We start from the raw sequence: 14,126 nt of genomic DNA on the forward strand, positions 1-14,126 counted from the left end.
CCCTCACGGGCATGCTGGCTGCGGGTGAGTTCGGTCCAGGCCATCGTGGTCTCCGTTCAGTGTCGTACCCGAACAGAAACACAACCTCCTGAACTCACTCAATTAGTTTCAAATCGGGCTCTAAGGGAGCCAGGCCATGATCGTCTGCCACTGCACACAGATCACCGATCACGACATTCACGCCGCCATCGACTGGATGCGCGCCGCAGACCCCCGGACGATCATCACCCCCGGCAAAATCTACCATGCGCTCGGCAAAGCCGCTGATTGTGGCGGATGCATGCCGCTCTTCCTCGACACGATGCGCGGCAATGCTAAGGTAAGTGTACCTGCGCAGTTGCAGAACCTACGCAAGCCACTCGGACAGGAGAACAGCCATGAAGGGCGACCCAATCGTCATCGACTACCTCAACAAGGCCTTGCGCCATGAACTGACCGCTGTCAGCCAGTACTGGCTTCACTTCCGCATGCAGGAAGACTGGGGGCTGGGCAGCATGGCCAAGAAAAGCCGCGAGGAAAGCATCGAAGAGATGCAGCACGCGGACAAGTTGATCGAACGGATTCTGTTCCTTGGCGGGCATCCCAACCTGCAGAAACTGGACCCGCTGCGCATCGGCCAGAACCCCAAGGAAACACTGGAATGCGATCTGGCGGCCGAAATCAGCGCCCGCGCGCTCTACAAGGAAGCCCGCGAAGCCTGCGACACTGCAGGCGACTACGTAACCATGAAGCTGTTCGAAGCCTTGATGGCCGATGAAGAGGGTCATATCGACTTTCTTGAGACACAGCTGGACCTGCACGAGCGGATCGGTGCCGAAAACTATGCACAACTCAACGCCACCAAGATGGAAGAGGCTGAAGAGTAACCTCCTATTGGCTGCGGCGCTTGCCGCAGCCAGCACCGGACAGGCGCTGGATCTGACCAGCCTGTCCCTTGGCGATCCGCATCTGGATGTGATCCCCCGCACCGCCGAGGACAGCCAGCGCATCCGTGCGGTGACCGCCCCTGCCACGGATTTTTCGGCCCCCGAGCCCTATGAAACCCATCCTGCTGGCGCGACGACAACACGCGCCCGCAGCGACAATGAGGCCTTTTCCCAACACTCCGCCAACCTGTCTTTCGAGCAGGAGCTGGAATTCAAGCTGGGCAATGGGCTGTTCAAGAAAATCTGGGTGTTCTCGCCCTCCTCCACCCGCGCTTCTGACGGGCTTGGCCCCCTTTACAACGCCCGCTCCTGCCAGCGCTGCCATCTGAAGGATGGGCGCGGCCATGTGCCTGCGGGGCCGGATTACCGTTCTACCGCGATGTTTCTGCGCGTCTCCATTCCCGGTCCGGTGCCCGAGCAGGTTCAGGCAATCAAGGATTATATCGGCACGGCCCCCGACCCCACCTACGGGCAGCAGCTTCAGGATTTCTCGGCCCCAGGCATTTCCCCGGAATACCGGCTTGGCATCCATTATGAAGAAGAGACCGTCGATCTGAACGGTGGCGAAACCGCCTCGCTGCGCAGACCGATCTACAGCGCCGAGGATCTGGGCTACGGCCCGCTGCACACCAACGCCATGTTGTCCCCCCGCGTGGCGCCGCCGATGATTGGCCTTGGCCTGCTTGAGGCGATCCCCACCGCCGATATCCTTGCCGCTGCCGATCCGGACGACGCCGACGGAGATGGCATTTCCGGTCGGGCCAATCTGGTCTGGTCCGAAGAGTTTCAGCAGATCATGCTGGGCCGCTTTGGCCTCAAGGCGGGCATGCCAACGGTGCACGAACAATCCGCCGCCGCCTTTTCCGGCGATATCGGCATTTCCACGCCGCTGTTTCCCGCCCCTTGGGGGGAATGCATCACGAGCCAAACAAAATGCCGCGCAGCCCCGCACGGAAATGATGACGCCCGCGGCACCGAGATCGATCAACCGAACATGGATCTGGTCACCTTCTACGCCCGCAATCTGGCCGTACCCGCCCGCCGTGACCTGCACGATGCGCAAGTGCTGCGCGGCAAGGAACTGTTCTACGACAGCGGCTGCGCCGCCTGCCACCGGCCCAAATTCGTGACCCATCGCCTGAAAGACCGCCCGGAGCACAGTTTCCAGCTGATCTGGCCTTACAGCGACCTGCTGCTGCATGACATGGGCGAAGGCCTTGCCGATCACCGCCCCGAAGCCCGCGCCAATGGTCGGGAATGGCGAACCGCGCCGCTCTGGGGGATTGGCCTGACGCAGCAGGTATCGCCGCGCGCCACCTACCTGCACGATGGCCGCGCCCGCAGCCTGCTGGAGGCGATCCTGTGGCATGGCGGCGAAGCGCAAGATGCCCGCGACCACGTGGTCTCCCTGTCCTCCGAGGACCGCGCCGATCTTATCCGTTTTCTGGAGAGCCTATGACACGCCCCATCCTGTCCCGCCTGCTGGCCCCTGCCCTTGCCGTCACCCTTACCCTGACGCCATTTTCTGCACGCGCGGGGGTGATTGATGAGGCCCTGGAGCAGCATATCCTGCCGGGTTTCGAAACACTGGCGCAGGAGGCCCAGCAACTGAGCGCGACAGCCGCTGAGGTCTGCGACCCCGGATCGGTCCAGTTGCAGCAGGCCTACAGCGAAGCCTTTGATGCCTGGGTCGCGGTCAGCCACCTGCGGTTCGGGCCGACCGAAAGGGATAACCGCGCCTTTGCGCTCGCCTTTTGGCCGGACAGCCGGGGCAAAACGCCAAAGGCGCTGCGGGCGCTGATCACTGCCGAGGATCCGATTGCCAAGGATGCGACGGCCTATACCAGCGTATCGATTGCAGCGCGCGGCTTCTATGCGCTGGAATTCCTCCTTTACGACGAGGACATGCAGCAGCTGGGCAGCGCCGACTACCGCTGCCAGCTGACCCGCGCCATTGCAGAAGATATCGCCACCACAGCCGATGTGATCTGGATGGACTGGCGCGACAGCTATGCCGACCAGATCCGCCACCCAGGTGATCGTTACCGCTCAGAGGCCGAGGTCAAACAGGAACTGTTCAAGGCGCTGGATACCGGCCTGCAGATCCTGATCGATATGCGGCTGGGACGGCCGCTGGGCACCTACGACAGGCCGCGCCCGAAACGCGCCGAAGCCTATCGTTCGGGGCGCTCCCAGCACCACGTGATCCTGGCGCTGGAAGCGCTGGCACCGCTGGCCCGCATCCTCAGCGACGGAGATGCCGATCTTGCAGCGGAACTGGATGCAGCCTTTGACACTGCGGTCGAGCACGCCAGCCGCCTCGACGATCCGACCTTTGCAGGCGTTGCAGAGCCGGGCACGCGGCTGCGGATTGAGGCAGTGCAGCAGGACATCCGGAAACTGCGCGAAACCATCGGTGAGGATCTTGGTCCCGCGCTTGGCGTCGAGGCCGGTTTCAACGCCCTGGATGGCGATTAACAGAAAGGACCCAAAGACATGCCCTCAAGACGTGGATTTCTGGCTGGGCTTCTGGCGGCAGGGATGGCCCCGGCGGCCAGCTGGGCCGATCTGGGCTCGCCCGCCTATCTGTCCGCAGGCAAGGCCGCCGATGGCAGCTTTTTCCTGGCGGGCCTTTCGGACCTTGGCACCCTCTTGTTCAGCCACCCCCTGCCCGGCCGCGGCCATGCTGCCACCGCCCACCCCACGCGGCCCATCGCTGTGGCCTTTGCCCGCCGCCCCGGCCGCTTTGCCGATGTGATCGACTGCCGCACCGGCGCGCAACTGGCCCGGCTGGAGCCTCCAGCAGGTCATCACTTTTACGGACACGGCGTCTTCACACCCGATGGCAGCGTGCTGCTGACCACCGAAAACCACTTCGAGGCCGGGCGCGGCATCATTGGTGTCTGGGATGGCACCGCCCCCTACCGCCGCATCGGTAGCTTTGCGTCTGGCGGGATCGGCCCGCATGATATGATGCTGCGCGCAGATGGTACGGGGCTGGTCGTCGCAAATGGCGGCATCGACACCCATCCCGACAGTGGCCGGGCCAAGTTGAACATCCCCACCATGCGACCCAACCTCAGCTATCTGGATTTCGACGGCCAGGTGACCGAACAGGTCGAGCTGGACGCCCAGCTGCACAAAAACTCGATCCGCCATCTGGCGATGCAGACGGATGGCACCGTTGCCTTTGCCATGCAATGGCAGGGCGATCTGGGTGCAGATGTGCCGATCGTCGGGCTGCACAAGCCCGGCAGTGCACCACGGCTGATGGCCGCCGATGACCCGCGCCTGCGCAACCTCAATGGATACGGCGGCTCCATTGCCTTTTCCACTGATGGTCAGCAAGTAGCTGTCACCTCGCCCCGCGGCGGCGTGGTGCAGGTCATGGACACCGCAAGCGGAGCTCTCACCACGGAACATCATCTGCCCGATGTCTGCGGCCTGTCCCAATCGACAGATGGGTTTATCGCAAGTTCCGGCAGCGGTGAGATCGTCGAGATCGCCAAGGGTCGCCTGTCGGTCCTGAACCAGGCCGAGCTGCGCTGGGACAACCACCTGATCCCTGTCATCTGACACTCCTCTGAAGTCTGAAACAACTCCCCCCGTCCCGCATATCGCCGGGGCGGGCGAGATGAAGCCTGCGCGACAAGTGGATTTTTGCTCTCCGCGCAAAACGAACTTTTTCGAAAACAAACGATGACAAAGCGAAAATGAATCGCTAGATGGGCTTTGGAAAGGAAAGCCCATGGATGCCACGACTCGTCAGAACGAAATCATAGAGCTGCTGAACACTCAGGATCGCGTCGAGGTCGAGGATCTGGCACAGCGGTTCGGCGTGTCGCTGCAGACCGTGCGCACCGATCTACGCGACCTGTCGCAGCGTGGCGCGCTGTCGCGGGTGCATGGCGGCGCGGTGCGCGTCAGCTCAGCCGCCACCCGCGCCTACGCGGACCGGCGCAAGCTGAACGCGGCGGGGAAACTGGCGATGGCAGCCGAGGCCGCTGAACTGATCCCCGAAGACTGCTCGATCACGCTCAATATCGGCACTTCGACCGAGCAAGTGGCCCGTGCCCTATCCGGCCATCGCGGCCTGACAGTCATTTCCAACAACATAAACATTATCAATATGATGATGGGTGGAGAGGCGCGTGAGCTGATCCTGGTTGGCGGCGCGGTCCGGCAAAGCGACGGCGCCATCGTCGGCGAAGACGCGGTGGAATTCATTTCCCGCTACAAGGTCGATTTCGCCATTATCGGCGCCTCCGCCCTCGATGCGGATGGCGCCATCATGGACCACGACGGTCGCGAGGTCTCCGTCGCCCGCGCCATTCTGAAAAACGCACGTACCCGCGTTCTGGTCTGCGATCACAGCAAATTCGACCGCTCCGCCCCAGTGCGGATCTGTGATGTGGCGGATCTCGACGTAGTGATCACCGATGCGCCGGTGCCCGATGCCTTTGCCGAGGCCGCGCGCGCCGCGGGAACACGCATCATCGTGGCCGGAGACACCGCCAGCCAAAACGAAAGAACCGAAAATGACTGATCAAAAGATCACCGACCTGTTCATCATCGGCGGCGGCATCAACGGCTGCGGCATTGCCCGCGATGCGGCAGGCCGTGGCTTGTCGGTCAGCCTTGCAGAAATGAACGATCTGGCCTCGGCCACTTCCTCGGCCTCAACCAAACTGTTTCATGGCGGCCTGCGCTATCTGGAATATTTCGAATTCCGCCTGGTGCGCGAAGCGCTGATCGAGCGCGAGGTCTTGCTGAAGGCGATGCCCCATATTTCCTGGCCGATGCGCTTTGTGCTGCCTTTTCACAAGGAGATGAGGTTCGACAGTGAAACGCCGACCTCCCGCCTGCTGACGCGGATCATGCCCTGGATGAAGGGCCGCCGCCCGGCCTGGCTGATCCGCCTTGGGCTGTTTCTCTATGACACGCTGGGCAAGCGCGGCATCCTGCCCGGCACCCGCAAGCTGGACCTCAGCCGCGACGAAGCGGGGGCGCCGCTGAAGGACAAGTTCCAGACCGCCTTTGAATATTCGGACTGCTGGATCGAGGATGCCCGGCTGGTGGTGCTCAACGCCCGCGACGCGCAGGCGCGCGGCGCCGAAATCATGACCCGCACCAAAGTTCTGGCGGCTGAACGCGCCGAGGATCATTGGCTTATCCACCTGAAGGACAGTCTGACGGGGCAAGTGTTCACGCGTCGGTCGCGGATGCTGGTCAATGCGGCGGGTCCCTGGGTTGCGGAGGTATTGAACCAGAAACTGGGCCAGAACAGCCGCGAAGGCGTGCGTCTGGTACGCGGCAGCCATATCGTGGTTCCGAAACTCTTCGACCACGGACGCTGTTATTTCTTTCAGGGCACCGACGGGCGGATCATCTTTGCCATCCCCTATGAAGAGGATTTCACCCTGATCGGCACCACCGACGCCGACCATCCTGACCCTGAGACCGCCCCTAACTGCACCCCCGAAGAACAGGACTACCTGATCGATTTTGCCTCGCAGTATTTCAAAAAGCCGCTGCACCGCGACGACATTCTGTGGACCTACTCCGGTGTGCGCCCGCTGTATGACGATGGCGCCAGCTCGGCGACGGCGGCGACGCGGGAATACGTGCTGTCACTGGACACGGGAAATGCACCGCTGCTGAACATCTTTGGCGGCAAGATCACCACCTACCGCAAACTGGCCGAGGCCGCGCTTGCCAAGATCTCCGAGGCTCTGCCCGGCGTCGGCGGCAACTGGACAGCAGGTGTGCCCCTGCCCGGCGGCAATTTCGCGGTCAATGATGTGACCAAGCTGCAGGCGGATCTTGCAGCGGATTATTCCTTCCTGACGCCTTATTGGGCCCGGCGTTTGATCCGCGCTTATGGCACCGAAGCGCGGCTGATCCTGGGTGAAGCAAAATCCGCCGAGGCGCTGGGGCGCACTTTTGGCGCCACCATCACCGAGCGGGAGTTGGACTGGGCGATTGCCAACGAATGGGTGCGCAGCGGCGATGATTTCCTGTGGCGCCGCACCAAACTGGGCCTGCGCCTGACCGAGGAAGAGCGCGCGGCCGTCGATACCTATATCAAGGACAAGATTGCCGCGTAACGACGCGGCAATCCAAACGCACCGGGCATGGGCTTCCCTGCCCGGTGACACCTCTGCAGATGGTCTGGCCGTCTTAGAACTCCACCCCTTTCTGCGCCTTGATCCCGGCGCGGAAAGGATGCTTTATCTGGCCCATCTCGGTCACCAGATCCGCGATTTCGATCAGCTCTTCCTTGGCGTTGCGTCCGGTCAGAACCACATGGGTCATCGGCGGTTTCTGCTCAACCAGGAACTCCAGAACCTCTTCCAGATCCAGATATTCATAGCGCAGAGCAATGTTGATTTCATCGAGCAAAACCATGGTGTTGCGCTCATCTAGGATCATTTCCTTGGCCTTTTCCCAACCTGCGCGGGCTGCTGCGATATCGCGGGCCTTGTCCTGTGTCTCCCAGGTGAACCCTTCGCCCATCGCGTAGAACTGGCACAGATCGCCGAAATGCTCCTCGATCAGGGTGCGTTCGCCGGTCTGCCAGGCGCCCTTGATGAACTGCACCACGGCGGATGGCATGCCGTGGGCGATGCAGCGCATGATCATGCCGAATCCCGAGCTGGACTTGCCCTTGCCGGGGCCGGTGTGGACGATGATCAGCCCCTTTTCACCGTCCTTATTGGCCATCATGCGGTCACGCGCCGCTTTCTTTTTCGCCATCTTGGACGCGTGCCGTGCCGCTTCTTCCTCGGAAATGCCGTTATCAGACTTTTCGGTCACCAAGTGCCCTCCTGCAGTTTGGCACCATGTCTTGACAAGGAAGCCCGCAATAGCGCAAGGGGATTTTGTTGGTTCCTGCGAAAGCAGGCGAAGAGGGAATGTGACACGGCCATCTGGCCCAAGCACAGCCGCCCCCGCGACCGTGACCGGAGAGGTCTCCACGCCACTGGGTAACACCGGGAAGGCCGGAGAACCGCAAAGACCCCGCAGCACTGCGACGGTCTTGAGATCCGCAAGCCGGGAGACCTGCCAACAGACTTAATCTACGGGCGGACGGGGTGTGCCGCGACCGGATGAGAGCCGATTCATCCATACGGCTCCCCTCTGGCCTCTCCCCGTCTGTCTGACAGGACGCAAGGAGACGCCCGCCAATGGCGAAGGATACGGCTGAACAGCCCCTCAAAGGCAGCCCAGAGGTCACCCTGACCATCTGCACCACCTGCAAGCGCGAAGGCGTTGATCCCGAAGCCACCCGGCCCGGCACCCTGTTGCTGCAGGCGCTGCGCGCCGCCGACCTGCCCGACGGGGTTTCGGTGCGCGGCGTCGAATGCCTGTCCGCCTGCAAGCGCGGCTGCTCCATGGTGCTGAGCGGCGGCACAGAGCGCTGGAGCTACATCTACGGCGATCTGGATCCCGATCAACACGTAGAGGAGATCCTGCAAGGTGCGGCTGCCTATGCCGCGACCCACGACGGTCTGGTGCCCTGGCGCGCGCGTCCGCAGGTCTTTCGCAAACAATCCATCGCCCGCATTCCCCCGGCGCCCCAGCCGGGTGACAGCCCATCCGAGGAGTAACCGATGAGCGATCTCAACAAAATTCCCGTCACCGTGGTGACCGGCTTTCTCGGCGCGGGCAAGACCACACTCATCCGCCATCTGATGCAAAACCCGCAGGGCAAACGTCTGGCCGTGCTGGTCAATGAATTCGGCACCGCGGGCGTGGACGGCGACATCCTGAAATCCTGCGCCGATGAAAACTGCCCGGAAAACAATATCGTCGAGCTGGCGAACGGCTGCATCTGCTGCACCGTGGCGGACGATTTCATCCCCACGATTGAGGCCCTAATGGCCCTGCCGGAAACGCCCGAACATATCCTGATTGAAACCTCCGGGTTGGCGCTGCCGAAACCGCTGCTGAAAGCCTTTGACTGGCCCGCGATCCGCTCGCGCATCACCGTAGACGGGGTCATTGCCCTGGCTGACGCCGAAGCCGTCGCCGCAGGGCAATTCGCCCCGGATCTTGACGCCGTGCAGGCCCAGCGCGAAGCGGACGACAGTCTGGATCATGAAACCCCGCTGTCCGAAGTCTTCGAGGACCAGATCTCGTGTGCAGATATCGTGCTTCTGTCCAAGGCGGACCTTGCCGGGGAAGAAGGCCTTGCCAAGGCCCGTGCCGTAATCGAAGCCGAAGCCCCGCGCCAACTGCCGATCCTGCCGATGAGCGAAGGCGTGATCGATCCGCGTGTGGTGCTGGGGATCGGCGCGGCGGCGGAAGACGATCTGGAGGCCCGCCCCAGTCATCACGATGGCCACCACGATCACGAGCATGATGACTTTGAAAGCATCGTCGTAGAAATGGGCGAAATCTCCGACCCGCAGGACCTGCAGGACCGCATCGTCAACATGGCCCGCAACCGCAAAATTCTGCGCGTCAAAGGCTATGTCGCGGTGGAAGGGAAACCGATGCGCATGCTGGTTCAGGCGGTGGGCGAACGGCTGCGCGCCCAATACGACCAACCCTGGGGCGCCCAGCCGCGCAAGACCCAGCTAGTGGTGATTGCCGAACACGACGATATCGACGTCGCGGGCATCCACGCGGATCTGGGAGCCTGAGTTCGGTGCAAGACTGGGACAAAAACAGCTGTCTCGTCCGGTCGAAAGACCGGACAGCCCCCGACCGCCCCCATGGGCGGGGGCTTTGCCCCCACCCGCGGCAGTGGGCCGTCCTCCGCGTATCCGATCAGATCGGGTGGAGCTGACCCATGCATGTCGTCTTTCGCGAAAGTCACGGCCTTGAAGAAACCGATACGCCCTTTGACGTTGGGCAGGATCCGGCGGAGCTGATCGTTCTGTCCTTTTCCGACAGCGATCTGGGCGCCTTTGCCGCGGGCTGGCACCGGGCGGGCGGTAAGCTTCCCTCCTGTCGCCTTGCCAATCTGGTGGCGCTGAAACACCCGCTGTCGGTTGACACCTATGCAGAACAGACGCTGGAAGGCGCCAAGGGTGTTCTGGTGCGTCTCATTGGCGGCGAAAGCTACTGGCCCTACGGCCTTGCTACCCTTCAGGACCTGGCCCGTCGCAAGGGGATCGCCCTCGCCATCCTGCCCGCCGACGGGCGCGAGGATCCACGCCTTGATGAACTCTCGACCCTGCCGGTTTCGACCCTGCGGCGTCTGCAGGCGCTGTGCGATGCGGGCGGCGCGGTCGCAGCACAGGCGGCCCTGGCACAGCTTGCCCTGGCAGCGGGCCTATACGCGGGCCCGGTTCCGGGGATGAAGACAACGCCCGACTATGGCTACTACGACCCTGATCGAGGCGTGATCGCGCAGACCCCCCAAGAGGACAGGCCGTTGGTCCTGGTCAGTTTCTACCGCTCGTACCTGACTTCGGCAGACACCGCCCCGGTGGATGCGCTGATCGCCGAGCTGCGCGCGTGCGGCTATGCCGCCTATGGCACCTTTGCCGCCAGCCTCAAGGCCCCCGCAGCCGCCGATTGGCTGGGAGCGGAACTCCCCCGGCTTGCCCCCGCCGCCATCATCAACGCCACCGCCTTTTCGGCGCAAGGCTCAGACGGGCGCCCGTCGCCGCTGAGCACAACAGGCTGCCCGGTGTTCCAGGTGGCGCTCTCCACCGCGCGGCGCAAGGACTGGGCCGAGGCGGCGCGGGGCCTGTCGCCCGCTGACCTTGCCATGCATGTGGTCCTGCCCGAGGTGGATGGCCGTATCATGGCGGGCGTGGTCAGCTTCAAGGCCCCGGCCAAGAAGGACCCCGACCTCCAGTATTCGCGCTTTGCCCACCGCGCCGATCTAGGCCGCGTACGCGCTGCCGTGGACCGGATCGAAGGCTGGCTGCGGCTGGCGCAAATGGAAAACCGCGACAAACGCCTGGCGCTGGTACTTTCCACATATCCGGGGCGCGACTACAACATCGCCCATGCGGTGGGCCTTGATGCGCTGGCCTCCTGCGAACAGCTACTGGGCGCTCTGGCCGATCAGGGCTACAGCATCACGGGGACAGGCGATCTTGGCGCCCGCCTCATAGAGGAGCGCATCGCCTTGCCGCTCGCGGATTACAAGGCGGCTCTGAAAACGCTTCCCGACCCCCTGCAAACCGACCTCAAGGCGGCCTGGGGTGCCCCCGAAGACGACCCGGATCTGCAAGATGGTGCCTTTCACATAAAGGCCCTCACCGCAGGCAAGACCATTATCGCCCTGCAACCCGAACGCGGAGAGGTTACGACCCGCGTCGACGACTATCACGATCTGGAGCGCACCCCGCGCCATGCCTATGTGGCCTTCTACCTCTGGCTCCAGACACAGGTTGACGCCGTCCTTCACATCGGCGCCCACGGCACGCTGGAATGGCTGCCCGGAAAGGCGGTCGCCCTGTCTGACACCTGCTGGCCCGAGGCGCTGATCGGTGCCCTGCCAGTGATCTATCCCTTCATCGTCAACGATCCCGGCGAGGCCGCACAAGCCAAACGGCGCATCGCCGGTGTGACCGTGGGCCACCTGCCGCCGCCACTGGCGCAGACCAGCCTGCCCGATGGCATGGCGCGGCTGGAAAGCCTCTTGGATGAGTATTCAACCGCCGATGGACTGGACCCTGCCCGCCGCGACCGTCTGATCGAAGATATCCGCGCCGAGGCCCAAGGTACCGGCGTCGAGGCGGATCTCGGCCTCACCCCCGACTGCTCCGCTGCCGAGGCGATCACCCGCATCGATGCCTTTGTCTGCGACATCAAGGAAAGCCAGTACGGCGAGGGCCTGCACATCTTTGGCACCGGCCAGTGCGGTGCGCAGGAAATCGCCGGGGTGATGGATGCGCTTTCTGGGCGGTTGGTGGCCCCCGGCCCTTCTGGCTCTCCCTTTCGCGGGCGCACGGACGTGATCCCCACCGGGCGCAACCTCTTTACCACCGATCCACGGGCGGTCCCCTCGCGGGCGGCGCATGCGCAGGGGGTCAAGCTGGCGGAAGAGCTGCTGCGCCGCCATCTTCAGGATCACGGCGACTGGCCACGGGGGCTGGTGATCGATCTCTGGGGATCGGCCACCATGCGCACCGCGGGCGAGGAATTCGCCATGGCGCTGCATCTGGCGGGGCTTGCTCCAAAATGGGATGAAGGCTCTGAACGGGTCTCGGGCTTCGAGGTGCTGCCGCTTTCCATGCTGAACCGCCCCCGCATCGATGTGACTCTGCGCGTCTCGGGCCTGTTCCGCGATGTCTTTCCCGGCCTTGCCCAGATGTTCGAGACCGCCGCCGCCGCTCTGGCGAACCGGGACGAAGCCAAGGCCGATAACCCCTATTTGGCAGAGGCGCCGCGCGTCTTTGGCCCGAAACCCGGCCAATACGGTCTCTCCATGGGTGCACATCTGGACGATTACTCGGACGAGGCCCGCGCCGCCGCGGGCGAGGCCTGGCTCAATGCCTCCTCCCATGCCATCGACGCCAAGGGCGAGATTGCCGAGGCGCGCGTAGCACTGGAGGATCGCCTGAAAGGCGCCGACAGTTTTGTGCATCTTCAGGACCTGCCGGAAACCGATCTTCTGGTCGCATCGGATTACGCTGCGCATGAGGCAGGGTTTGCCGCCGCCATGGCCCGTATCGGGCAAAAAGCGCCCGCACTATACCATATGGACGCCACCCGCCCTGATACACCGCAGGCACGCTCCCTCAGCGAGGAAATCGCCCGCGTCACCCGCGCCCGCGCCGCCAACCCGGATTGGGCAAGTTCGATGATGCGCCATGGCTTTCGCGGCGGCGCCGAGATTGCCGCAACGCTGGATCACATGGCGGCCTTCGCCCATCTGGCACAGGCGGTGCCGCCACACCTGTTTGACCTCTACTTCGAGGCCACCCTGGGTCGCGAAGATCTCGTGGAGTTCCTGGAGCGGGAGAACCCCGACGCGCTTGCCGCCCTGCGCGACCGCTTCCGCGCCTTGGCTGAGGCCGACCTCTGGGTCACCCGGCGCAATTCGATCATCGCTGAACTGGAGGGCGCACCATGAGCGCAGCCCCAAAAGTCTACGGGTGGTGCCCCGGCGCCCTGCGCCCGATGATGTCCGGCGACGGGCTGGTGGTGCGCATCCGTGCGCCCATGGGACGGCTCAGCCCCGAACAGGCCCGCGGCGTTGCTGAACTGTCCCGGCGACATGGCAATGGCCTTCTTGACCTGTCAGCCCGGGCCAACTTGCAGATGCGCGGCATAAAGGGCGACAGCCACACTGCGCTGCTCTCTGGCCTACGGGATCTTGGGCTTCTCGACACAGATGAGGCTGCCGAAGCACGGCGCAATGTGATGCTGACACCCTTCTGGACAGAAGGCGACGACAACGCAGTGATTGCCCGTAATTTGGCGGCGACCCTGACGGCGGCCACGGATCTGAGCTTGCCGGGAAAATTCGGTTTCGCGGTGGATTGTGGCACAGCGCCCGTCTTGCAAGACTCTGCCGCAGATATCCGTATCGAGCGCGATGCATCGGGCCTGATCCTGCGCCCCGATGGCGCCGAGCTTGGCCTGTCCGTGACACGGGAAACCGCCGTCCCCGAGGCACTGAACCTCGCCCGATGGTTCCTTGACACTGGTGGTGCACCCGATGGGCGCGGGCGGATGAGGTTGCACCTTGCCAAAGGCACACCACTTCCATCAGGCTATAGCTTGGTCGCCAACGTGGCTTCTTCGGCTGCCAGGCCGGGCCAAACGGGCGCAGGCCAGTTGGTTGCGCTGGAATTTGGCCAAATGTTAGCGGGCACGCTCACATCACTTGCCGATCACGGCGCCCTGCGCCTCACGCCCTGGCGGATGCTGTTGATCGAAGGCGCTCGTGATATCGCCCCCCTGCCCGGCCTGATCCTAGACGCCGCTGATCCGTGCCTGCGGGTCAGCGCCTGCACCGGGGCGCCCGGCTGCCTGCAGGCGCTTTCAGCGACCCGCGATCTGGCCCGCGATCTGGCGCCGCATGTGCCGGAAGACGCCCATCTGCATGTCTCCGGCTGCGCCAAGGGCTGCGCCCATCCCGGCACTGCGCCGCTGACCCTGACCGCCACTGCCAATGACACCTTCACCCTGATCCGCAACGGCTCTGCCGCCGATCAGCCGATCAAACACAGCCTGAGCGCCCGCGCCCTGCGCGCCGCTCCCGAGCTTCTGACAGAGGGCAGCTGA

The 14,126-nt window shown here is 63.7% G+C and carries 12 protein-coding genes and 1 riboswitch; of the genes, 11 read left to right on the top strand and 1 reads right to left on the bottom strand.

Going from position 1 to position 14,126, the window contains the following annotated elements:
* The first annotated feature begins 136 nt into the window (after positions 1-136).
* The 7 genes from AAFO90_RS18490 to glpD all read left to right on the top strand — a co-directional run bounded on the left by AAFO90_RS18490 (position 137) and on the right by glpD (position 7,033).
* Positions 137-430, top strand: coding sequence for a (2Fe-2S)-binding protein (locus tag AAFO90_RS18490; RefSeq protein WP_082996010.1), 294 nt, complete (start codon positions 137-139; stop codon positions 428-430).
* The gene (gene bfr / locus AAFO90_RS18495; RefSeq protein WP_065271139.1) at positions 378-866 is read left to right on the top strand and encodes a bacterioferritin; all 489 of its coding nucleotides are present in this window, start codon (positions 378-380) and stop codon (positions 864-866) included. The genes AAFO90_RS18490 and bfr overlap by 53 nt, the downstream gene beginning before the upstream one ends.
* A complete protein-coding gene (locus AAFO90_RS18500) occupies positions 823-2,385 on the top strand; it encodes a di-heme oxidoredictase family protein (RefSeq protein WP_347510339.1) in 1,563 nt (520 codons plus the stop codon). Before bfr ends, AAFO90_RS18500 begins: the two co-directional genes overlap by 44 nt.
* Positions 2,382-3,404, top strand: coding sequence for an imelysin family protein (locus tag AAFO90_RS18505; RefSeq protein ID WP_347510317.1), 1,023 nt, complete (start codon positions 2,382-2,384; stop codon positions 3,402-3,404). Before AAFO90_RS18500 ends, AAFO90_RS18505 begins: the two co-directional genes overlap by 4 nt.
* A gap of 18 nt (positions 3,405-3,422) precedes the next feature.
* Positions 3,423-4,502, top strand: coding sequence for a DUF1513 domain-containing protein (locus AAFO90_RS18510; RefSeq protein WP_347510318.1), 1,080 nt, complete (start codon positions 3,423-3,425; stop codon positions 4,500-4,502).
* A gap of 172 nt (positions 4,503-4,674) precedes the next feature.
* Complete coding sequence (locus AAFO90_RS18515; RefSeq protein ID WP_347510319.1) at positions 4,675-5,472, top strand: DeoR/GlpR family DNA-binding transcription regulator; 798 nt, start codon at positions 4,675-4,677, stop codon at positions 5,470-5,472.
* Positions 5,465-7,033 carry a glycerol-3-phosphate dehydrogenase gene (gene glpD / locus AAFO90_RS18520; RefSeq protein ID WP_347510320.1) on the top strand — a complete coding sequence of 523 codons (1,569 nt, stop codon included), beginning with the start codon at positions 5,465-5,467 and terminating at the stop codon, positions 7,031-7,033. Before AAFO90_RS18515 ends, glpD begins: the two co-directional genes overlap by 8 nt.
* A gap of 73 nt (positions 7,034-7,106) precedes the next feature.
* Here glpD and cobO read toward each other — a convergent pair whose 3' ends face one another.
* The gene (cobO, locus tag AAFO90_RS18525) at positions 7,107-7,742 is read right to left on the bottom strand and encodes a cob(I)yrinic acid a,c-diamide adenosyltransferase (RefSeq protein ID WP_347510321.1); all 636 of its coding nucleotides are present in this window, start codon (positions 7,740-7,742) and stop codon (positions 7,107-7,109) included.
* A 52-nt stretch (positions 7,743-7,794) separates the two neighbouring features.
* Positions 7,795-8,011: riboswitch (cobalamin riboswitch) on the top strand.
* Between the two features lie 102 nt (positions 8,012-8,113).
* Between cobO and AAFO90_RS18530 the strand changes: the two genes are divergently transcribed.
* The 4 genes from AAFO90_RS18530 (at position 8,114) to cobG (ending at position 14,126) form a co-directional block, all read left to right on the top strand.
* Positions 8,114-8,536, top strand: a complete 423-nt coding sequence (locus AAFO90_RS18530; RefSeq protein ID WP_347510322.1) for a DUF1636 domain-containing protein — start codon at positions 8,114-8,116, stop codon at positions 8,534-8,536.
* Positions 8,537-8,539: 3 nt separating this feature from the next.
* Complete coding sequence (gene cobW / locus AAFO90_RS18535) at positions 8,540-9,574, top strand: cobalamin biosynthesis protein CobW (protein ID WP_347510323.1); 1,035 nt, start codon at positions 8,540-8,542, stop codon at positions 9,572-9,574.
* Between the two features lie 149 nt (positions 9,575-9,723).
* The gene (gene cobN / locus AAFO90_RS18540) at positions 9,724-12,969 is read left to right on the top strand and encodes a cobaltochelatase subunit CobN (RefSeq protein WP_347510324.1); all 3,246 of its coding nucleotides are present in this window, start codon (positions 9,724-9,726) and stop codon (positions 12,967-12,969) included.
* Positions 12,966-14,126: a precorrin-3B synthase gene (gene cobG, locus AAFO90_RS18545; RefSeq protein ID WP_347510325.1), complete on the top strand. Its 1,161-nt coding sequence runs from the start codon at positions 12,966-12,968 to the stop codon at positions 14,124-14,126. Before cobN ends, cobG begins: the two co-directional genes overlap by 4 nt.

This window comes from Phaeobacter sp. CAU 1743, assembly GCF_039839315.1.
Classification (GTDB): Bacteria; Pseudomonadota; Alphaproteobacteria; order Rhodobacterales; family Rhodobacteraceae; genus Phycobacter; species Phycobacter gallaeciensis_A.

Bases quoted from the DNA above. Each gene is read 5' to 3' on its own strand.
- AAFO90_RS18530 (WP_347510322.1), top strand. From the start codon at position 8,114: ATGGCGAAGGATACGGCTGAACAGCCCCTCAAAGGCAGCCCAGAGGTC.
- glpD (WP_347510320.1), top strand. From the start codon at position 5,465: ATGACTGATCAAAAGATCACCGACCTGTTCATCATCGGCGGCGGCATC.
- AAFO90_RS18490 (WP_082996010.1), top strand. From the start codon at position 137: ATGATCGTCTGCCACTGCACACAGATCACCGATCACGACATTCACGCC.
- AAFO90_RS18505 (WP_347510317.1), top strand. From the start codon at position 2,382: ATGACACGCCCCATCCTGTCCCGCCTGCTGGCCCCTGCCCTTGCCGTC.
- cobG (WP_347510325.1), top strand. From the start codon at position 12,966: ATGAGCGCAGCCCCAAAAGTCTACGGGTGGTGCCCCGGCGCCCTGCGC.
- cobW (WP_347510323.1), top strand. From the start codon at position 8,540: ATGAGCGATCTCAACAAAATTCCCGTCACCGTGGTGACCGGCTTTCTC.
- AAFO90_RS18500 (WP_347510339.1), top strand. From the start codon at position 823: ATGCACAACTCAACGCCACCAAGATGGAAGAGGCTGAAGAGTAACCTC.
- AAFO90_RS18515 (WP_347510319.1), top strand. From the start codon at position 4,675: ATGGATGCCACGACTCGTCAGAACGAAATCATAGAGCTGCTGAACACT.
- cobN (WP_347510324.1), top strand. From the start codon at position 9,724: ATGCATGTCGTCTTTCGCGAAAGTCACGGCCTTGAAGAAACCGATACG.
- AAFO90_RS18510 (WP_347510318.1), top strand. From the start codon at position 3,423: ATGCCCTCAAGACGTGGATTTCTGGCTGGGCTTCTGGCGGCAGGGATG.
- bfr (WP_065271139.1), top strand. From the start codon at position 378: ATGAAGGGCGACCCAATCGTCATCGACTACCTCAACAAGGCCTTGCGC.